Raw genomic sequence first — 26881 nt, 5'->3', positions numbered from 1 at the left:
TAATTAATTAATTTGAGATAACCATGAAAACTGTAAAAAAACTTCCATTAGCTATGGCGGTTATCGCCGCGCTTTGCCCGCTTTCTTCGGTAATGGCACAAGAATTTACTCAGGACCAAATCGACGCCATTGTGGCCAAGGCTGTCGATAAAGCACTGGCGGACCGCCAGGCTAAAATGGACGCCGCCGCGGCGAAGAAAGTGGATCTGGAAACCAACCCACAAACGGCTGCGCAAACGCCGGACATGGCCATTCCATTCGGCCTGAAGTTTAGCGGCTACGCCCGCTACGGCGCGCATTTCCAGGCCGGCGATCAGAAATATGTCGGCGTGGATGGTTCGTATAACGGCGCCTCGGCGATAGGCCGTCTGGGCAACGAAGGCAACGGTGGCGAATTCCAGATAACCAAAGCCTTTAAGAGCAGCAAAGGCGCCATCTGGGATATCAACGTCATGTTCGATCACTGGAGCGACGAGGTTAACCTGAAAAAAGCCTACGTCGGCGTGACTAACGTGCTGGAATCGAACCCGAATGCCTATATCTGGGCCGGTCGCGACTTCCACCAGCGTCCGCAACAGGGCATCAACGACTACTTCTGGATGAACCACGACGGCCAGGGTGCCGGGGTGAAAAACTTTGATATCGGCGGCGTGCAGTTTGATGTGGCCACCGTCTCGCAGGTGAAATCCTGTAGCCCAGAAGTGATGGCGGATGAATCAAACCCATCGCGCATCACCTGTACCGGCAGCTCCGACACCGGGGATGACGGCCATTATGCATTGACCACCAAAACCCACAATATCAAAGCGGGCCCGATCGACGTTGAGGTATACGCCAACTACGGCTTTGATTCTAAAGCGGTGGATAACGACGAGCAGCTGGATGCCTGGCAGGGCGGGCTGTTGCTGAGCCACACCAACGACAGCGGCGTGAACAAGGTTATTCTGCGCTACTCCGATAACTCGGATAACAGTGTATACAATAAAACCAATGGCTTAACAGCTATCTACGCCAGCTTTGAGGGCAACTATAAGTTTACGCAGCAGGCGCAGATCGAATACCTGTTGGCTTTCCACGATTATGACAACAGCAAAGACAACACTGACAACCGTAAAAACTACGGCGCAATTGTACGTCCAATGTACTTCTGGAACGACGTGCACTCGACCTGGCTGGAAGCGGGTTATCAGCGCGTAGATTACGATCAGGGCGGTGATAACCACGGTTGGAAGCTGACGCTGTCGCAGAACATCGCCATCGGTATGGGGCCTGAGTTCCGTCCAATGCTGCGCTTCTACGTGACCGGCGGTCAGGTCGACAACAAGCGCACGGCGAAGGTGAACGGCACCGAAGACCAGCAGTTGGATTCGCTGAACGTCGGCGGTATGTTCGAAGCCTGGTTCTAAGCTAAAACGCAAGCCGGTTCCCCTCTCTCTTCATCAGGGAGAGGGGGGCCGCCTTACCTCTGCCCTAATCTCTTCGCTATCCGCTCCAGCTTCATCATCAGCAGCAAAGTGATCGCCACCAGCACGATGGTCAGCGCCGCGCCATCGGCAATATTTCCACGATCGGTCAGGCTAAATATGGTGACCGGAAGCGTGGTCCACCCCGGCGGATAAATCATGACCGTCGCCCCCAGTTCCCCCATCGACAGCGAGAGGCTCAGCGCCAGCGCCGACATCATCCACGGCATCAACAGCGGTAACGTCACGTGCCGCAGACGATACCACGGCGAAGCACCGAGGCTTGAGGCTACGTTTTCAATATCCGCCGACACGCGTGCCAGCCCGGTTGAGACGTTACTGAACGTGAAAGCCGATACCAGTACGAAATGCGCCGTCAGCACAATCCATAGCGTGCCGTTCATTTGCAGTGGCCCTTGGCTAAACGCCACCAAAATTCCCAGCCCGACGGAAACGGAAGGAATGGCACTTGGCAGATAAAACAGCATACTCAGCCAGCGCTGTGCCTTCACGCCGTACTGACGCAGCGCCAGCGCCGCCCATACGCCACAAACGAGCGCGAACAGGCTGGCACAAAAACCGATAAGCAAACTGGAAAAGAGCGCATCCCACGCGGCGCCGCGGAAGGCATTGACGAAATGGATGAACGTGAAGCCGCTCGGCAAAATCCCGCTCCACTGCTGGCTAAGGCTGGACATTAAAATCACCGCCAGCGGCAGCAAAAAGAAGATGGCAAACAGCGTCGTCGCCACCGCTCCCGCCGCAACGCGCCCTTTGCGTGACCAAATCAACATGGTTAGCTCCTTTTCCCGCTGCGTGATGCCGCCAGTCGATACAGTGCGAACAGCCCCAGCGACAGCAGAATATTCATTAACGCAATCATGCAGGCGACGCTGTAGTCAGACTCCAAAATCGCTTTGCTGTAAACCATCATCGGTAGAGTGTTCACGCCTTTGGCACCAATAAACAGCACAATGCCGAATTCGTTGGTCGTCAGCAGCAGGCACAGGCTGCCGCCGGCCAACAGCGCCGGCAGCGCCGCAGGGAAAATGACCTGCGCAATCACCCGCAGCGGGTGAGCGCCAAGAATGCTGGCAGCCTCCAGCTGGCTTTTATCGATTTGCCGCAATGCGGCCATCAGCGGGCGCATCACCAGCGGCGTAAACACGGTAATCTCCGCCAGGATCACCCCCTGCATGGAGTAAAGAAAGTTGACCGGCGGCAGTTCGAAATCAAACAGGCTCATCAACGCGCCGTTCAGCAGCCCCGCCGAGCCATAGATGAAAGTGAACGCCAGGGTGATTAAAAAGGTCGGTAGCGCAATAAAGGTATCGACTACCCGGCCAATCAGATCGCTGCCGGGAAACGGAATAAACACCAGGATCAGCGACAGCACGCTGCCCAGTACTAAGCATCCGGCGGTCGCCAGCAGCGCAATTTGCAGCGTATTCATCAACGCCGCCATAAAGCGTTTCGACTCCATCACCTGCCAGAAGGTTTGCAGGCCGATATTGCCGCTGTTATCGCGTAGCGCCTGCTCGACAATTAGCGACAGCGGCCAGAAGAACAGCGTTGCCAGCACCAGCAGCGGCAGAGACAGCCACAGGAACGGGCGCAAAAGCGGGGTCGATTTTTCCAGCGTCAGAGTGAGCGACATCGTTATACCTCAATCAGGACAGCATCATCAGGCTCAAACCACAGCGCCAGCCGGTCACCGGCCTGCGGCAGCGGGTTCACATGGGTCATCACGATACGGACCGATTCCCCACCAACATCGCACAGCAGATGGGTTAAATCCCCCTGCCAGTGCACCGATTGCAGGGTGGCGTTGAAGCGATTGCTGTTGGCCGAACGCGGCGTCAGGCTCATATGCTGCGGGCGAATGCACAGCAGTTTGTTATAACCGTGATGGCTGCCCTGGCTAAATGCGCGAATCACCGCGCCGCCGCAGCTTACATCCACCAGCCCAGGCGCATCGCTGATGCCCAGCGCGGTAGCGGAAAGAATATTGGCTCGTCCGAGGAATTCAGCGGCAAAGCGGTTAGGCGGATGCTGGTACAGCGCACGGGTTTCACCGTGAGCAATCATCGAACCGTCTTTCATAATGCCGATTTTGTCGGCAAGCGTAAGCGCTTCCGTTTGATCATGGGTGACGTAAAGAATGGTTAATTCCGGCATTTCCCGGTGCAGGCGGGCAATTTCTTCCACCATGTTGTGGCGAATTTGCGCATCCAGCGCGGAGAGCGGCTCATCCAGCAGCAGCACGCGCGGGCGCACGGCAATAGCGCGGGCAATCGCCACGCGCTGCTGCTGCCCACCGGAAAGCTGATGCGGATAGCGCGTGGCGTAATCGCTCATCCCTACCGTTTTGAGCGCCTGCACCACGCGTTCATTGATCAACGCTTTAGGCTGCTTCTGCGCCCGCAGGCCAAACGCGACGTTATCCTCCACTTTGAGATGAGGAAACAGTGCGTAGTTTTGTACCACCATCGCCAGGCCGCGTTTGTAGGGCGGCAGATGGGTGACATCCGTATCACCAATCAAAATACGACCGCCCGCCGGCTGGGCAAACCCCGCCACCGCACGCAGTACCGTGGTTTTTCCGGAACCTGAGGGGCCAATCAGCGCCAGCACTTCCCCGGGCTCAATGGTTAAAGAGAGCGGTTTGAGTACCACGTTGCCGTGATACGCCACGCGCAGCGAGTCGAGGATAATCCCCGATGTCCCCTGCAGTGCAGAGGAGTGAGCGGCGGTCGTTTTCATCAGCATCAGGCTTACTCGCTGTCGGTCGCTTTGTGCCATTGGGCGATATCAGACGACAGTGATACTGCGACCTCATCCCAGTTTGGCTGCCAGCTTTGCACGCCCGCAAGCGCTGCGGTCGCCGCTTTGTAGTGAGCATCTTCCGGCGCCACGTCGCTGCGTACCGGCATCCCCCAGGAGAGCGCGCTGACGCTGGTTTGCGCCTCTTTGCTCAGCAGGAAGTTAATCAGCTTTTTACCGTTTTCGCTCTCAGGCGCACCCTGGACTAAGCCAATCACGTAAGGGATCGCCAGCGCGCTGCGCTCGCCTTTGTCGTTGGCTGGCCAGAAGATCTTCACGTTAGGGTTACGTTCCATTTGCGCCAGGTTCATCTGCAGATCGCCGTTGGCCACGTACAGTTCACCCTTGTTAACCAACGCGGTCAGTTTGCCGGTTGACGCCGATGGCCCGACGTTATTGGCCTGCAGCTTACCCAGATAATCAAACCCGGCCTCTTTGCTGCCAAAACTGTGGAAAGCCTGCAGCATCACCGCGGTGCCGTCTGCCGCCTGGCCCGGCGTGGAGTATTGCAGTTTGTTTTTGTATTTGCCGTCGAGCAATTCCTGCCAGTTAGCCGGCGCTGCTTTTAGCAGTTTGTCGTTGTAGATAAAACTCAGATAGTTCTTCACCAGCGGGGAATAGGCATCGTTCGCGCCTGGAATCGATGCGGCGGATTCGGTTTTAAAGTTCGCCAGCAGCTTTTCCGCCGCTGCTCGCTGAATAAACGGCGGCGCGGTGACCAGCACATCGGCCTGCGGATTGGTGCGCTCTTTAGCCAGACGCTCAACCACCACGCCACCGCCGCCTTCGACGTAGCGCACGGTAATGCCGGTCGCTTTGGTGAATGCGTCAAACTGCGTCTGATACCAGCTGTTATCGCCATCGTGCAAACCATCGATGGAGTAGACCGTAACCACCGATTCCGCCCAGGAAGGGGCGCTGGCGAGCGCAAAAACAGACAGCAGAGCAAGTCGGGAGAGTTTCATCGTAATAGCCTCGTAGCGTATGTTTTGTTTTCTGGCCTATACCAGATTTGCTTTTTACGCTAAACGCCGATTATGACAAAACGATGAAAGGGGGAAGAAAAGTGCAGAATGTCACCGAAGGAGCGTGCCGCTCCCCCGGTTTTTTCAGTGGGTATCGACCTCGATGCGCAGGCTGTCGTGACGCCAGTACTCAATATCCAGATCGAGCACACGGCCATGCTGATCGTAGTTGAGGCGGCGCAGCAGCAGCGCCGGGCGTCCTTCCATTACGCCCAGCGCCTGTGCGGCCTGCGCGGGCATCGCGGTCGGATAAAACGACAGGTGCATGCTGGTATAGACAAGGTTGTAGTTGGCCTCATACACCTCGGTCAGGCTGCCGTTGAGATCGTACTGCAGCAGCTCCGGCACGCGGGCTGGCAGGCAGTGGTTTTCACAGTAGCAAACCGCGCGGCCATCGGCGTAGCGCAGGCGCGTCAGCAGATAGATTTGATCAAACGGCTGCAATTGCAGCGGCTCCATCACCTCGACCGGCACGGTGGTCAACTGCCCGCTCAACAACGCGGTTTTCGGCTCACGTCCCTGTTCGCGGCACAGCTTATGGAAGTTGGTGTTCTGGGTCGGATCCAGCCACAGACGCTCAGGCGTCACAAACCAGCCGCGGCGATCGGCGCGCCAGATGAGCCCGCTGGATTCGAGCTGCGCCAGGCTTTCACGAATCGTAATGCGCGTGGTGTTGAAGATCGCGCACAGTTCGCGTTCAGACGGCAGCTTATCGCCGCTTTTTAATGCACCGCTCTGAATGCGCGCCTGCAGCTGCGCCTTGATTAGCAGGTACTGGGGAATATCGCCCGGGATAGATTTCATGCTCGCTCGCTGTCACTTTTCCTGTCGTCATTATACAGATAAATCCGCCAAATCCTTCGTACCACTCGCGTAGATGCTGCCTGAAGGATGGCGCTGATAGATGAATTTTTTGTTGCAGCGCCATTTTTCCTTTGACCGTTTGCCGGAAAGATCGTCATGATAAATGCAAATCTGGTATAGACCAAAGGTAAATAACATGACTTCGCGTAACTATCTGCTGCTGACTCCTGGCCCATTGACCACCTCACGCACCGTGAAAGAAGCGATGCTGTTCGACAGCTGTACCTGGGATGACGATTACAACCTTGGCGTGGTTGAAGAGATCCGCCATCAGCTCACGTCGCTCGCCACCAAAGCGGCAGGCTACACCTCGGTGCTGTTACAGGGCAGCGGCAGCTATGCCGTTGAAGCCGTGCTGGGCAGCACGCTTGCGCCGCAGGATAAGGTTTTGATTGTCAGCAACGGCGCATACGGTGCCCGGATGGTCGAGATGGCCACGATGATGGATATTGCCCACCACGCCTATGATTGTGGGGAAGTCGATCGCCCTGACGTCGCGGCCATCGAGGCCATTTTGCAGTCCGATCGCGCCATCACGCATATTGCCATGGTCCACAGTGAGACCACCACCGGGATGCTCAACCCGATCGCCGAGGTTGGCGCGCTGGCTCAGCGGTACGGCAAAACCTATATCGTTGATGCCATGAGCAGCTTCGGCGGCATCCCGATGGATATTGCCGCGCTGAATATCGACTATCTGATCAGCTCCGCCAACAAATGTATTCAGGGCGTGCCGGGCTTTGCCTTCGTGATCGCCCGTGCGGATAAACTGGCTGAATGCAAAGGCCGCTCGCGTTCCCTGTCGCTGGATCTCTACGCCCAATGGCGCTGTATGGAGGATAACCACGGCAAGTGGCGCTTTACCTCGCCGACGCACACCGTGCTGGCGTTCGCCCAGGCACTCAAAGAACTGGCCGACGAAGGCGGCGTTTCCGCACGCCATCAGCGTTACCAGCAAAACCAGCGCCGACTTGTTGCCGGGATGCGCGAACTGGGTTTTAACACCCTACTGGACGATGAGCTGCATTCGCCGATCATCACCGCGTTTTATTCGCCGGAGAGCCCACAGTATCGCTTCAAAGAGTTCTACCGCTTACTGAAAGAACAGGGTTTTGTTATCTATCCAGGCAAAGTGTCGCAAAGCGATTGCTTCCGCATTGGCAACATTGGCGAAGTCTACGATGCGGATATCTCCGCCCTGCTCACCGCCGTCAAAAATGCCATGTACTGGACAAAATAAGGAGCCGTTATGAACCGTATTACTGCAGTGATCCTCGACTGGGCCGGTACCACCGTAGACTTTGGCTCCTTTGCGCCGACGCAAATCTTTGTCGAAGCCTTTCGTCGGGCATTTGATGTGGAAATCACCCTTGCTGAGGCGCGGGTGCCGATGGGACTGGGAAAATGGCAGCATATTGAAGCGCTGGGAAAACTTCCGGCCGTGGATGCGCGCTGGCAGGCCAAATTTGGCCGTTCGATGACGGCAGAAGATATCGATACCATCTATGCGACCTTTATGCCGCTGCAAATCGCCAAAGTCGTTGATTTTTCTGCGCCGATTGCGGGTGTTGTCGACACAATCGCCGCACTACGCGCTGATAGCATCAAAATTGGCTCCTGTTCCGGCTATCCGCGGGCGGTAATGGAAAAACTGGTGCCTGCCGCAGCGCAGCACGGCTATGCGCCGGACCACTGGGTGGCCACAGATGACCTCGCCGCCGGTGGCCGTCCAGGCCCATGGATGGCGCTGCAAAACGTCATCGCGCTGGGCGTTGATTCCGTTGCCCACTGCGTGAAGGTTGATGACGCCGCACCGGGCATTGCCGAGGGGCTGAATGCTGGGATGTGGAGCGTGGGTCTGGCGCTATCCGGCAATGAATTTGGGGCTACATGGGAGGAATTTCAGGCGATGACGGCGGAGGAGATTGCCACCCGCCGCGAGCACGCAGCCGGGAAACTCTACGCCGCAGGGGCGCACTATGTGGTGGATTCGCTGGCGGATTTACCGGGCGTGATTGCGGAGATTAACACCCGCCTGGCGAAGGGCGAGCGCCCGTAAATGCGGCTTTTATCCAGCCTGCCGGGCAATAATGCTGCAGGCTGGATAAAGCGCTCGCAAGGTTAGCCGCTCAGCACTAAGCCTTAATCTTCACCTTAACGGTCACCAGCAGCGCGGTGAGCAGCATCAATGTACCGGAGAGAATAAGCGGTGAAACCAGGCCCAGGCGATCTAACGCAAAACCGCCCACCGCCGCGCCGCAGGTATTCGCCAACTGAATGACCGCAACCTGAATAGAGCCGGCTTTTTCCGCCTGATCGGCCAGCGAGCGGGTGATCCACGTTGACCAGCCTACCGGCACCAGCGCAAACGCCAGCCCCCAGATAATGGCAATACCCGCCGCTACCACTTTATCGCTGCCCCACAGCACCAGCACCAGCGCACTCAAAGCCAGTACGAAAGGGGCCCCTGCCAGCGCCAGCTTGACCGAACGCTTGAGAATGACCGACGAGAACGAAGTACCGACAAAGCTGGCAATACCAAAACTCAGCAGCACCAGCGTCAAGCCATCGACATCAAATCCGGCCAGATTCATATATACCGGGCGGATATAAGTGAAGAAGGCAAACTGCCCGGCGAACGACATGAAGATGGCGATCATTCCGGCCATCACGCCGGGACGCTGGAGCAGGCTGAACATGTTTTGTTTCTGGTGTGCGGGTTCACCCGGCAACGAAGGCAGGGCTTTGAGCACCCAAATCGTACACAGCACGCCCATCACTGCCGCACCGTTAAAGACGTTGCGCCAGCCGATAATGCCGCCTAAAAAGCTGCCCAGCGGTGCGGCGATCACCAGCGCAATCGACACCGCGCCAAATATCACCGACAGCGCTTTCGGCACCGTCCGCGCCGGCACCAGACGCATGGTCAACGACGCCGACATGGCCCAGAACCCGCCCAGCGCCAGCCCCAGACAAGCGCGGCCTAACAGCAGCAGCGTGAATGAGTTGGAGAACGACACCAGCAGACAAGAGAGCGTGAGCAGGATGGAAAACAGGATCACCACGTAGCGGCGGTTAGTGGCACCGATCGCCTGGGTAATAAACAGGCTGGCGAACATGGCGACGAACGCCGTAACGGTGACCGACTGCCCGGCCACGCCCTCAGAAATCCCCAGGTCCTGCGCCATCGGCGTAAGCAGGCTCACCGGTAAAAACTCAACGGTAATCAGGCAGGCGACGCAAAACGCCACGGCAAAAACCGCCGACCAGTTGGGCCGCGTGACGCCCTCAGCGCGAGGTTTTTCTTCGATATGTTCACTCATTTTTGTTACCTGCGAGATATTTTTGTAGAAAAGTCACGCAGTGTAACATTTTAGATGTGACGTATTTAACGTTTTGGCAACTGCCGTCGCGGTATTGCATTTTCTCAGCGGCCCGGATAGGTGCTGCAACCTATTCGGGCGACTGAATTACTCGCTGCGCGCCGATGTGACCAACCCGCTAATCCATTCCTGATGACCATTAATCATTGGATTCGGCAGGGTGCGCGCCAGCTCCTGCGCCGGAACGCCAATCTGTGATTCCTGGGTCAGAATACGCACGCGATCGCCCGGTAAATCTTCAAACAGCCAGGCGTGGATCACGTCGAGACGCGTGGTGGCATCCCCTTCAGCCCAACCGTGCCAGGCAATACGCGCGGCCTGGCCATCAGCCGGCGGCACATATTCCGTGATTTGCGCTTCAATCGGGAAACCGAAGGTAGAAAAACGGAAACGGGCGTTGGCGCTAAGTCGCGGGCCGCTGCCGTCGTGGAAGTGAATATCGGCGACGTTGCTGTAATAGGTAGGCCACAGCGTAGTGTCATCAAGCTGCGCCCAGATCTGTTTGGCTGTCAGGCCGCTAACGATAATTTCATTGGAGGCAAAGTTGTCGGTGGTGCCCGGCAGATACGCTTCTGGCCAAACGATGGCGCTTTGTTGCATGGACTGTTTCATGATGAACCTCGTGAATCATATTGTTGACGAGGCTCATCATGCATTCGCGAGTGATATAAATATAATCATCATTATAAATAACAAACATCACGACATGTGATATCAGTGCAGCCAGTGGACACCGTTTTCTTCGTGGAACAACGCATTATAGCGATGCTGGAAAGCCGTTAACTCATGAAAGTCGGGTTCAAGTTCGCGCATAAAGCTCATCGCCAGTCGGATCTGAGCGTCGGTAATTGGCGCCGCCAGGCGGGCTTTTTGCAGCAGCCGATGCCAGCGCACCAACGTTGTCTCACTGCCGTCGACGATGCATACCTGCCAAATCAGCAGCACCTGTGCGGCGTTTTGCAAATGGGCTTCATTGGGACGTTCGAGGTAGCGTAAATACTCTTCTCCCTGTGCTTTCCCCAACTGGTCAATCATCGATTCTACCGGCTCAGGCGTGATCGCCAGCCGCTCACTTAAACGGCGTATCGCCCGGCGAGGCCCGGAAGTGAGGATCCGAAACCCAACAATAAAGACCACGATCAATGTGGCCAGCATAATCCAGACCATGAGTTCTCCTGTCTCTTCAGCCGCTCATGATATCTGGAAACCATCCGGCTGTACCCATCCACCTGCGTGATCTTCAGCGCAAATAACGCCGCAGCCCCATTTAACACCGCCGAATGTTAATAGACACGCGATGAAAGCCTTGCCATATGAGGCTTTTTCGCGGCGAAAGGTTTACATTTACCCCTCAGGAGCTTGCAGCCCCACATCAGAGAACCGTAACCGGAGAGTGAATAGGGATGAAAACGGATATCCGTACCCTCGACCTTAACCTGCTGAAAACGCTGGACGCACTGCTGGATGAGCGCAGCGTCACGCGCGCAGCGGCGCGATTGTCGCTCACGCAGCCCGCCGTCAGCGGCATGCTGACCCGTCTACGGGATAACTTCGATGACCCGCTGTTTATCCGGGCACCGCACGGTATGGTGCCCACGCTGCGCGCCCAGCAGCTTGCGCCGACGGTGAAAAAGATTCTGAGCGATATCAATGTGCTGCTTCAGCCCGCCGAGTTTGATCCGCGCACCGCCGAACTCACTTTCACCCTCGCCACCACCGACTACGCACTAAAGGCGGTGGTGGTGCCGTTTATTGCCGCGCTGAAAGTGCAAGCGCCGGGTATTCGCGTACGGGTGGTTCCGGTCGAACCTGAGCGCTTAAGCGGCCAGTTTGAGCAGGGAAAGATTGATCTCGCGCTTCTCACTCCTCATACCACGCCCGGCGACCTGCACAGCCGCACGCTGTACGAAGAGCGCTACGTTTGCCTGCTGCGCGCCGATCACCCGGACGCCCAACGGCCGCTGACGCTCGACCACTTCTGCTCGCTGGAGCATATTCTGGTCTCCTATGAAGGGGAAAGTTTCTGGGGTGTCACCGACGATGCGCTGGCCAAAGTGGGCCGCAAGCGGCGTATTGGGCTGTCGGTAAGCAGTTTTCTGGTGCTACCCGAGGTGCTGGCGGTGAGCGAAATGATCGCGGTCGTGCCCAGCCGAATGGCCCACTCACCGGCTTTGATTTGCGTCCAGGAGCCGCCGGTTGAGATTCAAGGCTTCACCAAAAGCATGGCCTGGCACGAACGCAGCCATCGCGATGCGGCGCAGCAGTGGCTGCGCGAACTACTGCATGAAACCAGCCAGCGCGAAGCATAAAAAAGCCCGGCGCAGTGGCCGGGCAAAAGTGACTACCTACTTACTCAAGCGGCTTTTAACTGCTGAATTTTCTTTTCGCGGCGAATTTTGCGTTCTTCAAACACCGCCACCACTGCCATCAGGCAGATACAGCCGATAGCGGCGGCATCCAGCGCGGCAAAGGTGCCTGCCCAGCCGGTCAGGCCGAAGATTGGCGTACCATCAGCAATCATCCCCAGGCCAAGCTTAGCGAAGCTGTCGCCAATCAGGTAAGCAAAGGTACCCTTAATGCCGTCGGCGGCACCGATGGCTTTTTTCGGCACAAAACCGACGGCTGCCACGCCGATTAACAGCTGTGGACCAAACACCAGGAAGCCAAGGGCAAACAGCGACGCCAGGTACACGTACTGGTTGCTGGCGTGCTGATAGATACCGAGGGTCGCAATAATCAGCGCCAGCGCCACGCAGGCCACCAGCGCACGGCGACCGTTCGCCAAATCGGAGAGCCAACCCCACAGCAGCGTGCCGACCAGCGCGCCCACTTCAAACAGGGTAAAGCCCTGAATCGCCACTTCTTTGGAGAGCTTCAGCTCCTGGAAGGCATAGACGGTAGACCACTGATCGATACCGATACGCACCACGTACAGGAAGATGTTAGAGAAGCACAGCAGCCAGATAACTTTGTTTTTCAGCACGTACTCAACAAAGATTTGCCACTTGGTCATCTCGTTTTCTTCGGTCTCTTTATCCTCTTCGCTGATCTCTTCGCCAAACAGCTCTTCCGCTTTGCCAAGACCATAAGATTCCGGGGAGTCGCTGCCGTAACGCAGGCCAATAAAGCCGACAATCAGGGCGATAATCGATGGGAAAATAAACATACCGATGACGTGGCCATCGAACAGGTAGTTGGCGCCAAATAGCGCAACGCCTGCCGCACCCGCGCCGCCGAGGTTGTGGGAAATGTTCCACATCCCGAGATAGGAACCGCGCTTACGGCGTGGCGTCCATTTGGTGATCGTCGAGTAGCTGCACGAGCCGCCGGTGCTCTGGAAGAAACCGCTCAGCGCGTAGAAGGCAATCATCAGGAACAGGCTGGTCGAACCCGCGCCCATGCTGGCGCTGAAGCCAAGCATACAAATCGCGGAGAGGATCAGCATAAACGGCAGGAACTGCTTGGTGTTTTTGCCGTCGGCGTAGTAGGAAACCAGCGTTTTACCCACGCCGTAGGTGATGGAGAAGCCCAGGCCAATCATCCCCAACTGCGTCATGCTCAACCCGTAGGTGGAGATCATGTCGTTCTGCGCGATGTTGAAGTTTTTGCGGATCAGGTACATGGTCAGGTAGCCGATGAAGACCACCAGATAGGACTGCATGAACGGCTTAAACCACATTTTACGCCGCACATCGAGCGGCAGATCCAGGGTCGGCTTACGCACCTGGTTTAAGAAGGCCAGCATGATTGGGTTACTCCTGAGCTGATTTTTATACCTGCGATTAGCAGGCATTGTAAAAATCAGCCGGGAGAGATGCCTGAGACAGCGTCCAGGTGAAACCGGGAAAATTTCCTAGTTTTACGTCATTCGACGTAGAAAGGTGAGGCGGGTCACGCTTCGCGCGGCGCCTGAGCGTTTAAGAACGGCAGCAGCAGCAGTGCAGAAATCCCCGCCGCGATGGCGATCACCACAAAAAAGCCGGTCCAGTGCCAGACTTCCATCACCTTCGCCAGCGGCCAGCCGGAGAGCGACGCGCCGAGATAAGCGAACAGCCCAACAAACCCGGTAGCAGCACCGGCCGCCTCTTTGTGCGAACATTCCGCCGCTGCCATGCCAATCAGCATCTGCGGGCCAAAAACGAAGAATCCGGTGGTGAAGAAGCACGCCGCCTGCATCACATAGCTGGCAAACGGCATCAGCCACAGCGACCCGACGGAGAGCAAAATCCCGGCGGCAAAAATCAGGTTCATCGGCCCACGGTTACCGTTAAACAATTTGTCCGATCCCCAACCCGCCACCAGCGCGCCGATAAACCCGCCCAGTTCGAACATGGTCACGGCGGTATTGGCGGTCACCAGATTCACCCCCAGCGTCTCGGACATATACAAGTTGCCCCAGTCGTTAATCGCCGCACGCACTACGTACACCAGCACGTAGCACAGCGAAAGCAGCCAGATATACGGGTTGAACAGCACGTATTTGGTGAGGATCTCTTTGCGGGTTAGCCCGGCGCCTTCCTGCTGCTGAGCGATTTCCAGCTCGTCGTGTCGCCAGTCGCCAATCGGCGGCAGGCCGATAGCCTGCGGTCGGTCGCGCAGGCGCCAGCACAGGAAAATACCCACCACAATGGCCATCGTACCGGCCATCATCATCCCAGCGCGCCAGCCGTAGTGCAGCGCCGCCGCGCCCATCACGATAGGGATCAGCGCCCCGCCAACGTTGTGAGCCGTGTTCCACAGCGCCCACCATCCACCGCGTTCAGTACGCGAATACCATGCGGTCAGTAGACGGGCACAAACCGGCGATCCCCAGCCCTGGAAGAAGGCGTTCAGCGCCCACAGCACGGCGAAAGCCCACAGAGAGGTGGAGAAGCCGAACAGAATATTAACCACCCCGGTGGCAATCAGGCCGATGCCCATAAAATAGCGGGCGTTGGAGCGGTCGCTGACAATACCGGAGACAAACTTCGACAGCCCGTAGGTGATGTAAAACAGCGTCGCCAGCAGGCCAATATCGCTGCGGGTCAGCACGCCGTTAGCGAGAATTTCCGGCACCGCGGCGTTAAAACTTTTGCGGGTAAAATAGAACAGCGCGTAACCGAGCCAAATGGTCAACAGGATATGCCGCCGCCAGTAGCGGTAACGGGCGTCGACTTCCCGCTTGTCGGCGATCAGCGGCGCATTGGCCGGGGCTTTAAAAAACGTCAGCATCAATGCTCCTTACGCGTGTCGCTGCGGCAACGACACGCTAACGCGCGTGCCGTGCATACAGGAAATGGTCAGCTTTCCGCCCAGCGCCGCCACGCGCTCCCGCATCCCGGTGAGGCCAAAGCCTTGCTGGTTGGATCCCGGCGGCAGACCGCTGCCATCGTCCTCGATAACCAGCATTAAGCGCTCGTCCTGCTGCCAGCCCTGCAGCGTGACGGCGCTAGCGTTGGCGTGCTTCACAATGTTGTTCAGCCCCTCCTGGCAAACGCGGAACAGGGTGACGCGCAGCCCTTCACTCAGCGCGGACTCATCAATCCGCCAGTCGAGATGGCTGACGATACCTCGACTCTCCAGCTCCATTTCACGCAGCAGCGAACGAATGGCCTGCTCCAGCGTCAGATCGTCGAGCTGGCGCGGGCGTAAGCGTCCGAGCAGACGGCGCACCGAATCGTAAACGCCGAGCGATAGCTGTTCGATATGCGCACCGCTTTGCTTCACGCCGGTGTTTCCCGGCGCCAGCCGCTGTACGATACCCGCCTGCGTGCGGATCGCGGTGATGGTCTGGCCAATGTCGTCGTGCAGTTCGCGCGCCACATCGCGGCGCACGCTCTCTTCGGTTTCCAGCAACCGCTCCGCCAAGCGATGATTACGCGCCAGCTCATTTTGCAGCGATTGGTTCAATTCGCGCAGACGCTGAATGCCTGCCCCGAGCAGCAGCCCGGTCAGGCTTTGCGCCAACAGCGAAAGCAGTAAATCCACCGGGTGATCGTGCCAGGTCTGGCTGGCAATCAGGGCGATGGCGTTCATCAGCGTCGCAATCAGAGCCCCCTGCCAGCCGTAGTGCCAGGCAAGAGCAATAATCGGCAAGGCGAGACAAAACGGCGTGAAGCGCGACAATTCGTTCGGTAGGCCAAGCTGGAGCCACAGGCTGACGCTAAACAACAGTAGGTACCACACCAGATGTCGTCCTCGCCAGTTGACCGGCTGGGAGACCACCGCCGGGCCAAGCGGCAGCCAGATAGTACTGGTCAGATAGTGCCAGAAAACCAAGCAGATAGGTGCCAACGTCAGCCCGCCGGTAAGGGTCAGCAACAGCGCGTTGAGCGCCTCTTCCCCCAGCCCCAGCCACGGCAGCGATTGCAGCAGCGCGGCGGCGGTAAGCGCGGCACCTTGTAACAGCAGGGTGCGCCAATCGCGCTGATGGCGATAGCGGGAAATCAGCGCCACCGGAAGTAACGTCAGCAAGCTACCGATCATCAATATGGGCAGATGCGTCAGCGTCACTTCCTGCGCCAGCCAAAACAGCAGCAGCCACTCGGCCCCCAGCAGCACCGGCCAATAGCCGCGCGGGCATTGCAGCATCAGCCCCAGACGCAGGCCGAACGGGAAGAGCAGCACCGCTAAGTCAGGCCGTTCTACCAGATGCAGGCTGATACTCCACAGGCAAAACCACGCGGCGGAGAAGATAAAAAAGCAGGCAATAACGGTGATGAAGCGGGAGAGGAGCGTTTTCATTGCCAGCCGTCGAACATCCGCCGGGCCAGCTCAACGTCGTTGCTAACATTCAGCTTTTCCATCAGGTTGGCGCGGTGGACGTGCACCGTTTTGGGTGACAGCCCCAGTTCAGCGGCGATCTCTTTCACCGCCATCCCCTGCGCCAGTTTTTCCGCCACCTGCCGTTCGCGTTTAGTTAGCGGGTCCTGGCGTCCAGCGGCCAGCTTGACGGCGATATCCGGCGTTAAATAGCAGCCGCCGGTGGCCACCGTATGGACCGCCGCGATCAGCTCGTCCGGGCTACAGCGCTTGGAGAGAAACCCGCGCGCACCGGCGTTTAGCGCCTGCTCTACCAGCGCCGGGCTGTCGTGAACCGAGAGCATGATCACTGCCATTCCTTTCGGCAACTGGCCTAAAAGCTCAAGTCCGGAGATATCCGGCATTGAAATATCGCAGATACAGACCTGCACGCCGCGTCCGGGCAGCCCCGCCAGCGCCTCACGACCGGAACCAAACTCAGCAATCACCTGCAAGTCAGGCTCAAGCCCCAGCAGCTGCGCAAAGCCGGAGCGGACGATAAGGTGGTCGTCAATAAGGGCAACGGTGATCATGGGTTCTGTCCTGGCGGGTAAAAAACGCGCTTACCTTAACCATAAGCGCGCTGGCGTTCAAGCTTTGAGCGGGTTACTCGAAGAAGACGGTGATTTTGTTAAACATCGACGGGTCGGATTGGTTACGCGCGACTTTCACCACGTCTTCCAGCTTGTCTATCTGGCTCATCATCTGCTCCAGACGCTGGTCATCGTTGACCAATAGCCAGATACGGCTGTGGTCGCTGCCATGAATCGGTAGACAGAGAATGCCTTCCACGTTGAACGCACGGCGGGCAAACAGCCCGCAGACGTGAGTCATAACGCCGGGATGGTTACGCACGGTGAGTTCGAGAATGACGTTGTCATGAGTCTGTTGTTGCATGGCTTATTCCCCCACCATTTCGGTATTTGCCGCACCCGGCGGCACCATCGGATACACTTTTTGCTGCGCGTCGATGCGCACGTGAATCAGCGCCGGCCCTGGACGATTGATCATCGCCTGCAGCGCGGCCTGCGGGTCCGCTTCGTTGTTCAAATCACAGGTTTCGAGACCGAACCCGGCAGCAATTTGCATGAAGTTAATCATGCCCGGATAGGTGGCAGCAAACACGCCCTGCTGGTAGAACAGGCTCTGCTGCTGATGCACCAGGCCCAGCGCTTCGTTGTTCATCAGGATGATTTTCACATCCAACCGGTTTTCCGCCGCCGTCGCCATCTCCTGAATGTTCATCATCAGGCTACCGTCGCCGGAGAAGCACAGCACTTTTTTATCCGGGTTCGCCAGCGCCGCGCCAATTGCCGCAGGCAGGCCGAAGCCCATGGTGCCCAGGCCGCCGGAGGTCAGCCACTGACGCGGACGGTTCAGCGGATAGGCCTGTGCAGTCCACATCTGATGCTGGCCCACGTCGGTGGTGATAATGGCGTTGTCGTCAACGCACGCCGCCGCGGCGTTGATCAGGCCGTAATGGCTGAGCGGGTCCCCGGCTTCCGGAATCGCCCCCGGGAATTCTTGCTGCAGCTCGGCCACTTTACCGCGCCACGCATCGCGCGACTGCGCTTCAATCTGCGGCAGCAGTTGTGCCAAAACATCATCCACATCGGCCTGAATCGCGACGTGCGCCTGCTTGATTTTCCCCAGCTCGGCGCGGTCGATATCGACATGAATAATTTTCGCGTCCGGGCAGAACTCAGCCACTTTGCCGGTCGCCCGGTCATCAAAACGCGCACCTAAAACAACCAGCAAATCAGATTGTTGCAGGATAAAGTTGGTGCTGCGCGCGCCGTGCATCCCCAGCATGCCTAACGACAGCGGGTGCGCTTTTGGCAGCATACCCAGCGCCATCAGCGTCATGGTGGTCGGCAGATTGGCTTTTTCGGCCAGTTCGCGAACGCGATCCGGGGCGTTAATCACGCCACCGCCCAGATACAGCACCGGGCGCTGGGCGGCGTTAATCATCGCCGCCGCTTCACTCACGCTTTCAGCGCTAAATTCCGGGGTCGGCGCACGGCCACCGGGTTCCGGCAGTTCGCTGATTTCAATTTCAGCAGTCTGTACATCCTTAGGAATGTCTATCCACACCGGGCCGGGACGCCCCGACTGTGCAATCCGGAAAGCATCAGCAATGACCTGCGGTAATTCATTGATGTTGCGGACTAAGTAGTTGTGTTTGGTGATGGGGATAGAGATACCGTAGGTGTCGACTTCCTGGAAAGCGTCGGTGCCGATTAACGAGGAGGCAACCTGACCGGTGATACACACCAGCGGAATGGAGTCGAGGCGCGCATCGGCAATGGCGGTCACCAGGTTGGTGGCGCCGGGGCCGCTACAGGCCATACAAACCGCCGGTTTGCCGTGGGTTCGCGCCATGCCCTGAGCGATAAAACCAGCGCCCTGCTCGTGGCGCGCCAGAATATGGCGGATCTGTTTGCTTTGGCTTAATGCGTCGTACAGCGGCAACACCGTGCCGCCGGGAATGCCGGTGACCATGGTGATCCCCTGACGTTCCAGTAAATGAACGATCAATTGCGCGCCGGTAAAGCGCTGTGTTTGTGTTGTTGTGCCCGAACTTGCCATGCTCCAGTCCTTTTATTCTGGGCCGACTTTACGCTAAGGACTTCAAGTTGCTGGTGCGTTAACGGCAACTTGAGCCACTTCGCGTTTCCGGGCGGGGGGCTAGAAACTAAAAACCCCGCCCGGTTTGCGCCGGCGGGGTTTGGAATCGTGTGTGTTCCTGACCCTACGGCGCATTGCCGACGACCACCACCACACGCACGACGACTACCGCGGCTGGTAGCGCGGTTTTTAGTAGCGTCGAGGTCATCATGGATGGAGTCATTAAGGGTCTATCTCGAATTCATAAAGTGAATTCATACAAACACAGCTTTTTCATGCTGACAATGGAAATATTTTCATCCGCACAAAAATGCAGCAAAGATCACATTTCTACCGTCAGAAAAAAAATCCAATCTGTCCCTTTTTCCCGCTATTTCTGGCCTTGGTTGGCGCCGGTCGGTTGTGTTACGTTTTGGTGAAATATCCCTGAGCAACGCATTATCATGACGCTTTCTGTTTTCTGCATTTTGCTGTTCGCCGCCCTACTGCATGCAACCTGGAACGCCATCGTCAAAGCGGGAAACGATAAGCTTTACTCGGCCATCGGCGTCACCGGCTCCGCCGCGCTCATTGCGCTACTGCTGCTGCCCTTCGCCCCCGCCCCTTCAAGCGCCAGCGTTCCGTTCCTGATTGCCTCCACGATTTTGCAGGTTATTTACACCGTACTGGTGGCGAAGACCTATCAGATTTCGGATATGAGCCAAACCTATCCGCTGATGCGCGGCACCGCACCGCTACTGGTCGCTATCGTTAGCGTACTTTTGCTGGGCGACCATCTCTCGGCGATGGCCTGGTTCGGTATCGCGGTGATCTGTACAGCGATTTTGGGGATGGCGTTAAATGGCCGCTCGGGCTCGCAGTTGGGCGTTGTTTTGGCGCTGTTCAACGCTTGTATCATTGCTGGCTATACGCTTATCGACGGCACCGGCGTGCGCCTTTCGGGTTCCGCCTTTGGCTACACGGTGTGGTCATTTTTCCTGAACGGCAGCAGCCTGCTGGCGTGGGCAATGGTGACCCGGCGCCGGGAGGCATCGCGCTATCTGGCGCAGCACTGGAAGAAAGGTTTACTGGGGGGAATGGGCACCATGGGCTCCTATGGCCTGGCGCTGTGGGCGATGACTCAGGCCCCGCTGGCGGTGGTTGCGGCCCTGCGCGAAAGCTCAATTTTGTTCGGCGCCATCATCGCCTGGCTGCTGCTTAAAGAGCGGGTCTCCGGCCTGCGTTTCTTTGCTGCCTTCGGCATTGCCGCCGGTGCCATTTTGCTGCGCCTCTCCTGAAAATACTGGCAACTATTGTTGCCGTTTAACGTGTATAAATCCTGCCTGCATCACACATTTCATTTACATGATAGATGGTTAAATCGTCATCTCGTTATGGTAGATTCCTCTCGCTTTCAGCGCATTACCTAGACATTTATTCTTACAAACCTAATTTTTATAAAGTTATCAGCGAAATGAAAAGAGACAGAAACGTCAATATCCTGGTGATGCTGGTGTTGCTTGTGGCCGTCGGACAGATGGCGCAAACCATTTATATCCCGGCGATTGCCCAGATGGCGAACGATCTTAACGTCCGTGAAGGGGCGGTACAGAGCGTAATGGCGGCCTATCTGCTGACCTACGGCGTTTCCCAGCTGTTCTACGGCCCGCTGTCCGACAGAGTCGGGCGCCGTCCGGTCATTTTGGTCGGGATGTCGATTTTTATGCTGGCCACGCTGGTCGCTATTACGACCCACAGCCTGACGGTGCTGATTGCCGCCAGCGCCATGCAGGGCATGGGGACCGGCGTCGGCGGCGTGATGGCGCGAACGCTGCCGCGCGATCTGTATGAAGGTAGCCAGCTTCGCCATGCCAATAGCCTGTTAAACATGGGAATTCTGGTCAGCCCTTTGCTGGCACCGTTGATTGGTGGCGTGCTTGAAACCCTGATTAACTGGCGTGCTTGCTATGGTTTCCTGCTGGTGCTGTGCGCAGGCGTAACCTTCAGCATGGCGCGCTGGATGCCGGAAACCCGGCCGACCGGTGCACCCAAAACGCGGCTTATCAGCAACTATAAAACCCTGTTCAGCAACAGCGGCTTTAACTGCTTCCTGCTGATGCTGATCGGTGGGCTGGCGGGGATTGCGGTATTCGAAGCCAGCTCCGGCGTCCTGATGGGCGGCGTGCTGGGGCTCAGCAGTATGACGGTGAGTATTCTGTTTATTCTGCCGATCCCCGCGGCGTTCTTCGGCGCGTGGTTTGCCGGGCGTCCCAACAAACGCTTCCCAACGATGATGTGGCAATCAGTACTCAGCTGCCTTGCCGCTGGGCTGATGATGTGGATCCCGGGCCTGTTCGGCGTGATGAATATTTGGACGCTGCTGGTGCCCGCTGCGCTGTTCTTCTTCGGCGCTGGCATGCTGTTTCCGCTGGCGACCAGCGGTGCAATGGAGCCGTTCCCGTTCCTCGCCGGTACCGCCGGAGCACTGGTGGGTGGCCTGCAAAATATCGGTTCCGGCGTGCTGGCCTGGCTGTCGGCGATGATGCCGCAAACCGGGCAGGCCAGCATTGGCCTGCTGATGACGCTGATGGGGCTGCTGATTTTCCTCTGCTGGCTGCCGCTGGCGTCGCGCATGTCGCAGCAGGGACAGGCTGTCTAAAACGCAGGCAAGCGTCCTCTGTCGCTTGCCGCCGCTATTTCACCTGTTCCTGCAGCCAGCCAATAAACGCCTCGATTTTCGGCCACTGCCGGCCGGGCAACGTGGTGATGTAATAGCGCTGATGACATTTCAGCGCCATATCGCCAAACGGCGCGACCAGTTCTCCGCTATCGAGGCGTTTTTGCACCAGCCGTTTACGCCCCATCGCAACCCCAATATGATTCATCGCAGCAATCACCGCTAAGTCCGAACGATCGAAGCCAATGCCCGACGATGTCGGCAAATTCACCGCATAGTGCTGCGCCCAACTGTGCCACTCATCGGTACCGGAATCATTACTCCACGCCTGTCTGTCATGCAACAACGTACAGTGCGGCAGGTTCACCAGCCTATCGGTGAGGTCGTAGCGGCGCGCGTATTCCGGGCTGCACACGGGCACAATCTCTTCATCCATCAACACATGATGCGTCAGCTGCGCAGAGGGCGCGTCGTCAAAATAGATGGCCAGATCGACCCCGGCCCGCTGCAAATTGACGTTGTCATTGCCGGTCAGGATGGTCAGCGAAATCGACGGATAGCGGCGGGTAAAGTCACCCAGCGCCGGAACCAGCCAGCACTGCGCGATGGACGGGCGCGAATAGACGGTCAACGTGCCGGACAGCTCCTGGTTTTTGATATCGAGGATTTCCTGGTTCAGCGTATCCAGCGACGACTTCAGCGCCCAGAACACCCGCTTTCCCTCGTGGGTCAGCTCCACTTTTCGGTGCGAACGGACAAAAAGCTGAATGCCCAGCTCCTCTTCAAGCTGATTAATCCGGTGGCTGACGGCGCTAGGGCTCAATGAAAGTTCATCGGCCGCCAGCGCAAACGACTGATGCCTTGCCGCCACTTCAAAGGTATAGAGTTTTGATAGCTGCCAACCATTAAGCAGCCGATTTCTGACCTCACGAACGGGATCCATGCTTACCTCTCTCCTCCTGATCCATGCCGCGGAGTGTAAAAAATAGCGCCGTAAAAATCAGCACAAAGATGAACCAAGGTGAACCATATCGCATAAACATGGCGAAATAAGACCTAAATCACCATCTTGATTCAATCTGGCTCATGTGAAAGCGGATTTATATCGTTTGTCAGACCATGCCTTATTTTTGTCCAATATAACCCTATTAATCACAGGGCAAGGTGAGTTATGCACTCTCAAATCTGGGTTGTGAGCACACTGCTGATAAGCATCGTGTTAATCGTTTTGACCATCGTGAAGTTTAAATTCCACCCGTTTCTGGCGCTGCTGTTAGCCAGCTTCTTCGTAGGTACGATGATGGGCATGGGCCCGCTGGATATGGTGAATGCCATTGAGAGTGGTATCGGTGGGACGCTGGGCTTCCTCGCCGCGGTCATTGGCCTCGGCACCATTTTAGGCAAGATGATGGAAGTGTCCGGCGCGGCAGAACGCATTGGTCTGACGCTGCAGCGCTGCCGCTGGCTTTCGGCCGATGTCATTATGGTGCTGGTCGGGCTGATTTGCGGGATCACGCTGTTCGTTGAGGTGGGCGTGGTGCTGCTGATCCCTCTGGCCTTCTCCATCGCCAAAAAAACCAATACCTCATTGCTGAAGCTGGCGATCCCTCTGTGTACTGCGCTGATGGCGGTGCACTGCGTTGTCCCTCCGCATCCGGCGGCGCTGTTCGTGGTGAATAAGCTGGGCGCGGATATTGGTACCGTGATTGTCTACGGTTTACTGGTGGGCTTAATGGCATCACTGATTGGTGGGCCGCTGTACCTGAAATTCCTCGGCAACCGCCTGCCGTTTAAGCCGGTACCGGCTGAGTTTTCCGACCTTAAGGTTCGCGATGAAAGCACGCTGCCTTCGCTTGGCGCCACGCTGTTTACCGTGCTGTTGCCGATTGGCCTGATGCTGGTTAAAACCGTCGCTGAACTGAATATGGCAAAAGACGGCGCGGTTTATACGCTGCTGGAATTTATCGGCAACCCAATAACGGCGATGTTTATCGCGGTCTTCGTGGCCTATTACATCCTCGGTTTGCGTCAGCATATCGGCATGGGCGCCCTGCTGACCCACACCGAAAATGGCTTTGGATCCATTGCCAACATCCTGTTGATTATCGGCGCGGGCGGCGCATTCAACGCGATCCTGAAAAGCAGCGGGCTGGCGGATACGCTCGCCCTGATCCTCTCCAACATGCACATGCACCCGATTCTGCTGGCCTGGCTGGTGGCGTTAATTCTGCATGCGGCGGTGGGGTCTGCCACCGTCGCCATGATGGGCGCGACGGCGATTGTGGCACCGATGCTGCCGCTCTATCCCAACGTCAGCCCGGAGATCATCGCTATTGCCATCGGTTCCGGCGCAATTGGCTGCACAATCGTCACCGATTCCCTCTTCTGGCTGGTGAAGCAGTACTGCGGCGCGACCCTGAATGAGACGTTTAAATACTATACGACGGCGACATTTATCGCGTCGGTTATTGCACTGGCCTGCACATTCCTGCTTTCCTTTATTATCTAAGCGCAAAGAGACTGACTATGGAAAACATTCAAACACTTATCGCCCAGTATCCTTTAGTGAACGATCTGGTCGCTCTCAAGGAAACGACCTGGTTTAACCCTGGCACCACCTCTCTTGCGGAAGGTTTACCGTATGTTGGCCTGACCGAGCGCGATGTTCAGGATGCTCACGATCGCCTGACGCGCTTCGCGCCGTATCTGGCAAAAGCGTTTCCAGAAACCGCGGCCACCGGCGGCATTATCGAGTCTGAAGTCGCGGTTATCCCAGCCATGCAGCAACGGTTGGAAAAAGAGTACGCTCAGCCTATCCACGGTGAAATGCTGCTGAAGAAGGACAGCCATCTGCCCATTTCCGGGTCAATTAAAGCCCGGGGCGGCATTTATGAAGTGCTGACCCACGCGGAAAAGCTGGCGCTGACAGCCGGTTTACTGACCACCGAAGATGACTACAGCATCCTTTTGTCCCCTGAATTCAAACAGTTCTTCAGCCAGTACAGCATCGCGGTAGGCTCCACCGGCAACCTGGGCATGTCGATAGGCATAATGAGCGCCCGCATCGGCTTTAAGGTGACGGTTCATATGTCCGCCGACGCCCGCGCCTGGAAAAAAGCGAAGCTGCGCAGCCACGGCGTAACGGTGGTGGAATACGAAGAAGATTACGGCGTGGCGGTAGAGCAAGGTCGCAAGGCGGCAGAAACCGATCCTAACTGCTTCTTTATCGACGATGAAAACTCCCGCACGCTGTTCTTAGGCTATGCGGTCGCGGGCCAGCGCCTGAAGGCGCAGTTTGCGCAGCAAGGGCGCGTGGTGGATGCCGAGCACCCGCTGTTTGTCTATCTGCCGTGCGGCGTTGGCGGCGGTCCTGGCGGCGTGGCATTTGGCCTGAAGCTGGCGTTTGGCGATAACGTCCACTGCTTCTTCGCGGAGCCAACCCATTCACCGTGCATGCTGCTGGGGGTTTATACCGGGCTGCACGATAACATTTCCGTACAGGAGATTGGCATCGACAACCTGACGGCAGCGGATGGGCTGGCGGTCGGCCGCGCGTCTGGCTTTGTTGGGCGCGCGATGGAGCGCCTGCTCGACGGCTTGTATACCCTGGATGACCAGACGATGTACGACATGCTGGGCTGGCTGGCGCAGGAAGAAGATATCCGTCTTGAGCCTTCCGCGCTGGCGGGAATGGCCGGTCCTCAGCACGTTTGCGCCTCTGCGGAGTACCAGCAGATGCACGGCTTTAGCGCGGAGCAGCTCCATAACGCCACTCACCTGGTGTGGGCGACGGGCGGCGGCATGGTGCCAGAAGCCGAAATGGCGCAGTACCTGAGCAAAGGTCGCTAAGCGCCGCTGGAATTGATTGATGTAGCGGGATAAAAATAAGAATGCGCCAGCTGGGACTCCGGCTGGCGCATTGAGCATGACGGATTATGCATCCGCCAGCTGTTTGGCTTTTTGCTCTTCTTCCTGCTGGGCCTGTTCGGTTTCCAGCATTTTCTTTTCGTACACTTTGAAGAACGGGTAGTAGATTGCCAGCGAGATGAAGAAGCAGACAAACACCAGCCCGCAGGCAATCAGGTTCCAGTTGGTGGTAATCAATGCCCCCAGCGGCGCGGGGATGGTGAACGGCGGCTTGACCATCATGCGCGGGATCAGTCCACTGATGGTAAAGAGGTACACCACCACGGTATTCACCATCGGCGCAAGGATAAACGGCACCGCCAGAATCGGGTTCATGACGATCGGCGCACCAAAAATCATCGGCTCATTGATGTTAAACAGCCCCGGAATAAACGACAGCTTACCCAGCGATTTCAGATAGATAACCTTAGAGCGGATAAACAGCACCACCAGCGCCAGCGTCGAGCCGGTACCGCCCATCTGGGCATACCATTGGAAGAACTGTTCAGTGAAGATATTCGGCAGATCGTAAGCGCTGGTTCCGGCCTGGAACAGCTCCATATTCTGCACAATCGCCTGATCCCACAGCGGGCGAATCAGTGGCCCCATCACCGCGTGGCCATGGATCCCAAACACCCAGAACAGGTCGATAAAGAACTGCGTGACGATGCCGCCAAACAGGTTGGTGCCGGTCATAAAGCCCTTCAGCGGCATGATGATGTAACTGATGATGGCGTTGATATCGATATTTAAGAAATGCCGCGGGATCCAAAATATCAGCACCACCGCCAGCGTCGGGAACAGTGCCGAAAACGAACTGGCGACCACCGGCGGCACGCCTGCCGGCATCTTAATTTCAATATTGCGGACTTTAATAAAACGGTAGATCTCAATGGCAATGAGCGAAGAGATAATCGCGCCAAATAGCCCCTGTGAACTCAGGGAGGCGACCGGAATATAACGCCCGGAAACGGCATCACCGGCAACGGTAACGCCCTCTTTAATGTTGACCGGAACAATCATCAGCAGCGTTGCTAACATGGCCAGCAGGCCGCTGGTAATATCATTAAGCTTGTAGCTTTTCCCTAAAAACGAACCGATGGTAAACGCGGCGTACAGCGACATTAAGCCAACGGTAAAGCGGAACGGCACGTCGAGGATATCGCGCCACGGCGCGATAAAATCCATATAACCTTTGATCGGGATATTAAGCAGAATAACGAAAAATGAGCCGACAATCGTCAGCGGCAAAATAGAAATTAAACCGTTACGTATCGCCTGCATATGACGCTGGTTGCCAATGGCATTAGCCACCGGCAGCATTTTTTCAGCCAACCGTTCAAAGTAAGACAT

The 26881-nt window shown here is 57.1% G+C and carries 25 protein-coding genes; 8 read left to right on the top strand and 17 right to left on the bottom strand.

The genetic code is table 11. From position 1 onward, the window contains the following. Window positions 1–23: 23 nt before the first annotated feature. The gene (locus KCR01S_RS05160; RefSeq protein ID WP_061280540.1) at window positions 24–1406 is read left to right on the top strand and encodes a carbohydrate porin; all 1383 of its coding nucleotides are present in this window, start codon (window positions 24–26) and stop codon (window positions 1404–1406) included. A gap of 53 nt (window positions 1407–1459) precedes the next feature. Here KCR01S_RS05160 and phnV read toward each other — a convergent pair whose 3' ends face one another. The 5 genes from phnV to phnR form a co-directional block, all read right to left on the bottom strand. After that, a complete protein-coding gene (phnV, locus tag KCR01S_RS05155; protein ID WP_061280536.1) occupies window positions 1460–2257 on the bottom strand; it encodes a 2-aminoethylphosphonate ABC transport system, membrane component PhnV in 798 nt (265 codons plus the stop codon). Between the two features lie 2 nt (window positions 2258–2259). Next, window positions 2260–3120 (bottom strand): 2-aminoethylphosphonate ABC transporter permease subunit, encoded by an 861-nt coding sequence (gene phnU / locus KCR01S_RS05150; protein WP_061280533.1) that lies wholly within the window; start codon window positions 3118–3120, stop codon window positions 2260–2262. A gap of 2 nt (window positions 3121–3122) precedes the next feature. Then, window positions 3123–4232 carry a 2-aminoethylphosphonate ABC transport system ATP-binding subunit PhnT gene (gene phnT / locus KCR01S_RS05145; RefSeq protein WP_061280530.1) on the bottom strand — a complete coding sequence of 370 codons (1110 nt, stop codon included), beginning with the start codon at window positions 4230–4232 and terminating at the stop codon, window positions 3123–3125. Between the two features lie 5 nt (window positions 4233–4237). Beyond that, on the bottom strand, window positions 4238–5251 hold the full coding sequence (phnS, locus tag KCR01S_RS05140) for a 2-aminoethylphosphonate ABC transporter substrate-binding protein (RefSeq protein ID WP_061280528.1): 1014 nt from the start codon (window positions 5249–5251) through the stop codon (window positions 4238–4240). Window positions 5252–5395: 144 nt separating this feature from the next. Beyond that, a complete protein-coding gene (gene phnR, locus KCR01S_RS05135; RefSeq protein WP_061280525.1) occupies window positions 5396–6115 on the bottom strand; it encodes a phosphonate utilization transcriptional regulator PhnR in 720 nt (239 codons plus the stop codon). A 196-nt stretch (window positions 6116–6311) separates the two neighbouring features. Here phnR and phnW point away from each other — a divergent pair, with 196 nt between their 5' ends. Both phnW and phnX read left to right on the top strand, forming a co-directional pair. Then, window positions 6312–7415: a 2-aminoethylphosphonate--pyruvate transaminase gene (gene phnW / locus KCR01S_RS05130; RefSeq protein WP_061280522.1), complete on the top strand. Its 1104-nt coding sequence runs from the start codon at window positions 6312–6314 to the stop codon at window positions 7413–7415. A 9-nt stretch (window positions 7416–7424) separates the two neighbouring features. Then, complete coding sequence (gene phnX, locus KCR01S_RS05125; RefSeq protein WP_061280518.1) at window positions 7425–8234, top strand: phosphonoacetaldehyde hydrolase; 810 nt, start codon at window positions 7425–7427, stop codon at window positions 8232–8234. 76 nt (window positions 8235–8310) lie between these two features. Here the strand turns inward: phnX and nepI are convergent, their stop codons facing one another. The 3 genes from nepI to KCR01S_RS05110 form a co-directional block, all read right to left on the bottom strand. Then, window positions 8311–9498 carry a purine ribonucleoside efflux pump NepI gene (nepI, locus tag KCR01S_RS05120; RefSeq protein ID WP_061280514.1) on the bottom strand — a complete coding sequence of 396 codons (1188 nt, stop codon included), beginning with the start codon at window positions 9496–9498 and terminating at the stop codon, window positions 8311–8313. A 147-nt stretch (window positions 9499–9645) separates the two neighbouring features. Continuing rightward, window positions 9646–10158 (bottom strand): SRPBCC family protein, encoded by a 513-nt coding sequence (locus KCR01S_RS05115; protein WP_061280511.1) that lies wholly within the window; start codon window positions 10156–10158, stop codon window positions 9646–9648. A gap of 114 nt (window positions 10159–10272) precedes the next feature. Then, on the bottom strand, window positions 10273–10725 hold the full coding sequence (locus KCR01S_RS05110) for a DUF1198 domain-containing protein (protein WP_061280508.1): 453 nt from the start codon (window positions 10723–10725) through the stop codon (window positions 10273–10275). Between the two features lie 236 nt (window positions 10726–10961). On the opposite strand from KCR01S_RS05110, the gene KCR01S_RS05105 reads away from it, so the two are divergent. Next, complete coding sequence (locus KCR01S_RS05105; protein WP_061280504.1) at window positions 10962–11867, top strand: LysR family transcriptional regulator; 906 nt, start codon at window positions 10962–10964, stop codon at window positions 11865–11867. Window positions 11868–11911: 44 nt separating this feature from the next. Here KCR01S_RS05105 and uhpT read toward each other — a convergent pair whose 3' ends face one another. From uhpT to ivbL, 7 genes are all read right to left on the bottom strand, one after another. Further along, window positions 11912–13303, bottom strand: coding sequence for a hexose-6-phosphate:phosphate antiporter (uhpT, locus tag KCR01S_RS05100; RefSeq protein WP_061280500.1), 1392 nt, complete (start codon window positions 13301–13303; stop codon window positions 11912–11914). A 146-nt stretch (window positions 13304–13449) separates the two neighbouring features. After that, window positions 13450–14769 (bottom strand): MFS transporter, encoded by a 1320-nt coding sequence (gene uhpC, locus KCR01S_RS05095; protein WP_061280497.1) that lies wholly within the window; start codon window positions 14767–14769, stop codon window positions 13450–13452. Window positions 14770–14778: 9 nt separating this feature from the next. Next, window positions 14779–16281, bottom strand: coding sequence for a signal transduction histidine-protein kinase/phosphatase UhpB (uhpB, locus tag KCR01S_RS05090; RefSeq protein ID WP_061280492.1), 1503 nt, complete (start codon window positions 16279–16281; stop codon window positions 14779–14781). Further along, entirely contained in the window at window positions 16278–16871 is a 594-nt protein-coding gene (gene uhpA, locus KCR01S_RS05085) for a response regulator transcription factor UhpA (protein ID WP_061280489.1), read from the bottom strand. Before uhpA ends, uhpB begins: the two co-directional genes overlap by 4 nt. Window positions 16872–16944: 73 nt before the next feature. Next, window positions 16945–17235, bottom strand: coding sequence for an acetolactate synthase small subunit (gene ilvN, locus KCR01S_RS05080; protein ID WP_052284620.1), 291 nt, complete (start codon window positions 17233–17235; stop codon window positions 16945–16947). A gap of 3 nt (window positions 17236–17238) precedes the next feature. Further along, window positions 17239–18927 (bottom strand): acetolactate synthase large subunit, encoded by a 1689-nt coding sequence (ilvB, locus tag KCR01S_RS05075; protein ID WP_061280486.1) that lies wholly within the window; start codon window positions 18925–18927, stop codon window positions 17239–17241. Window positions 18928–19090: 163 nt separating this feature from the next. Beyond that, entirely contained in the window at window positions 19091–19189 is a 99-nt protein-coding gene (ivbL, locus tag KCR01S_RS23945) for an ilvB operon leader peptide IvbL (protein WP_072277096.1), read from the bottom strand. A 220-nt stretch (window positions 19190–19409) separates the two neighbouring features. Between ivbL and KCR01S_RS05070 the strand changes: the two genes are divergently transcribed. Both KCR01S_RS05070 and emrD read left to right on the top strand, forming a co-directional pair. Further along, complete coding sequence (locus KCR01S_RS05070; RefSeq protein WP_061280483.1) at window positions 19410–20243, top strand: DMT family transporter; 834 nt, start codon at window positions 19410–19412, stop codon at window positions 20241–20243. Window positions 20244–20419: 176 nt separating this feature from the next. Further along, on the top strand, window positions 20420–21604 hold the full coding sequence (emrD, locus tag KCR01S_RS05065) for a multidrug efflux MFS transporter EmrD (RefSeq protein WP_052284617.1): 1185 nt from the start codon (window positions 20420–20422) through the stop codon (window positions 21602–21604). Window positions 21605–21638: 34 nt separating this feature from the next. Here the strand turns inward: emrD and dsdC are convergent, their stop codons facing one another. Then, window positions 21639–22565, bottom strand: a complete 927-nt coding sequence (gene dsdC / locus KCR01S_RS05060; protein WP_061280479.1) for a DNA-binding transcriptional regulator DsdC — start codon at window positions 22563–22565, stop codon at window positions 21639–21641. Window positions 22566–22793: 228 nt separating this feature from the next. On the opposite strand from dsdC, the gene dsdX reads away from it, so the two are divergent. Continuing rightward, a complete protein-coding gene (gene dsdX, locus KCR01S_RS05055; protein WP_061280475.1) occupies window positions 22794–24131 on the top strand; it encodes a D-serine transporter DsdX in 1338 nt (445 codons plus the stop codon). Between the two features lie 17 nt (window positions 24132–24148). Beyond that, a complete protein-coding gene (gene dsdA / locus KCR01S_RS05050) occupies window positions 24149–25471 on the top strand; it encodes a D-serine ammonia-lyase (RefSeq protein ID WP_061280470.1) in 1323 nt (440 codons plus the stop codon). A gap of 84 nt (window positions 25472–25555) precedes the next feature. Here dsdA and KCR01S_RS05045 read toward each other — a convergent pair whose 3' ends face one another. Beyond that, window positions 25556–26881, bottom strand: a complete 1326-nt coding sequence (locus KCR01S_RS05045; RefSeq protein ID WP_061280467.1) for a PTS sugar transporter subunit IIC — start codon at window positions 26879–26881, stop codon at window positions 25556–25558.

This window comes from Kluyvera cryocrescens NBRC 102467, from assembly GCF_001571285.1.
GTDB lineage: Bacteria > Pseudomonadota > Gammaproteobacteria > Enterobacterales > Enterobacteriaceae > Kluyvera > Kluyvera cryocrescens.
This window is presented reverse-complemented; position numbering and strand designations above follow the sequence as displayed.

Excerpts from the sequence above, each read along its gene's own strand:
- phnW (WP_061280522.1), top strand. The coding sequence starts at position 6,312 with ATGACTTCGCGTAACTATCTGCTGCTGACTCCTGGCCCATTGACCACC.
- ilvN (WP_052284620.1), bottom strand. The coding sequence starts at position 17,235 with ATGCAACAACAGACTCATGACAACGTCATTCTCGAACTCACCGTGCGT.
- nepI (WP_061280514.1), bottom strand. The coding sequence starts at position 9,498 with ATGAGTGAACATATCGAAGAAAAACCTCGCGCTGAGGGCGTCACGCGG.
- KCR01S_RS05045 (WP_061280467.1), bottom strand. The coding sequence starts at position 26,881 with ATGTCTTACTTTGAACGGTTGGCTGAAAAAATGCTGCCGGTGGCTAAT.
- phnX (WP_061280518.1), top strand. The coding sequence starts at position 7,425 with ATGAACCGTATTACTGCAGTGATCCTCGACTGGGCCGGTACCACCGTA.
- phnR (WP_061280525.1), bottom strand. The coding sequence starts at position 6,115 with ATGAAATCTATCCCGGGCGATATTCCCCAGTACCTGCTAATCAAGGCG.
- uhpC (WP_061280497.1), bottom strand. The coding sequence starts at position 14,769 with ATGCTGACGTTTTTTAAAGCCCCGGCCAATGCGCCGCTGATCGCCGAC.
- KCR01S_RS05160 (WP_061280540.1), top strand. The coding sequence starts at position 24 with ATGAAAACTGTAAAAAAACTTCCATTAGCTATGGCGGTTATCGCCGCG.
- dsdC (WP_061280479.1), bottom strand. The coding sequence starts at position 22,565 with ATGGATCCCGTTCGTGAGGTCAGAAATCGGCTGCTTAATGGTTGGCAG.
- KCR01S_RS05115 (WP_061280511.1), bottom strand. The coding sequence starts at position 10,158 with ATGCAACAAAGCGCCATCGTTTGGCCAGAAGCGTATCTGCCGGGCACC.
- KCR01S_RS05070 (WP_061280483.1), top strand. The coding sequence starts at position 19,410 with ATGACGCTTTCTGTTTTCTGCATTTTGCTGTTCGCCGCCCTACTGCAT.
- uhpA (WP_061280489.1), bottom strand. The coding sequence starts at position 16,871 with ATGATCACCGTTGCCCTTATTGACGACCACCTTATCGTCCGCTCCGGC.
- KCR01S_RS05110 (WP_061280508.1), bottom strand. The coding sequence starts at position 10,725 with ATGGTCTGGATTATGCTGGCCACATTGATCGTGGTCTTTATTGTTGGG.
- uhpT (WP_061280500.1), bottom strand. The coding sequence starts at position 13,303 with ATGCTGGCCTTCTTAAACCAGGTGCGTAAGCCGACCCTGGATCTGCCG.
- phnU (WP_061280533.1), bottom strand. The coding sequence starts at position 3,120 with ATGTCGCTCACTCTGACGCTGGAAAAATCGACCCCGCTTTTGCGCCCG.
- uhpB (WP_061280492.1), bottom strand. The coding sequence starts at position 16,281 with ATGAAAACGCTCCTCTCCCGCTTCATCACCGTTATTGCCTGCTTTTTT.
- phnS (WP_061280528.1), bottom strand. The coding sequence starts at position 5,251 with ATGAAACTCTCCCGACTTGCTCTGCTGTCTGTTTTTGCGCTCGCCAGC.
- ilvB (WP_061280486.1), bottom strand. The coding sequence starts at position 18,927 with ATGGCAAGTTCGGGCACAACAACACAAACACAGCGCTTTACCGGCGCG.
- dsdA (WP_061280470.1), top strand. The coding sequence starts at position 24,149 with ATGGAAAACATTCAAACACTTATCGCCCAGTATCCTTTAGTGAACGAT.
- phnT (WP_061280530.1), bottom strand. The coding sequence starts at position 4,232 with ATGCTGATGAAAACGACCGCCGCTCACTCCTCTGCACTGCAGGGGACA.
- ivbL (WP_072277096.1), bottom strand. The coding sequence starts at position 19,189 with ATGACTCCATCCATGATGACCTCGACGCTACTAAAAACCGCGCTACCA.
- dsdX (WP_061280475.1), top strand. The coding sequence starts at position 22,794 with ATGCACTCTCAAATCTGGGTTGTGAGCACACTGCTGATAAGCATCGTG.
- emrD (WP_052284617.1), top strand. The coding sequence starts at position 20,420 with ATGAAAAGAGACAGAAACGTCAATATCCTGGTGATGCTGGTGTTGCTT.
- KCR01S_RS05105 (WP_061280504.1), top strand. The coding sequence starts at position 10,962 with ATGAAAACGGATATCCGTACCCTCGACCTTAACCTGCTGAAAACGCTG.
- phnV (WP_061280536.1), bottom strand. The coding sequence starts at position 2,257 with ATGTTGATTTGGTCACGCAAAGGGCGCGTTGCGGCGGGAGCGGTGGCG.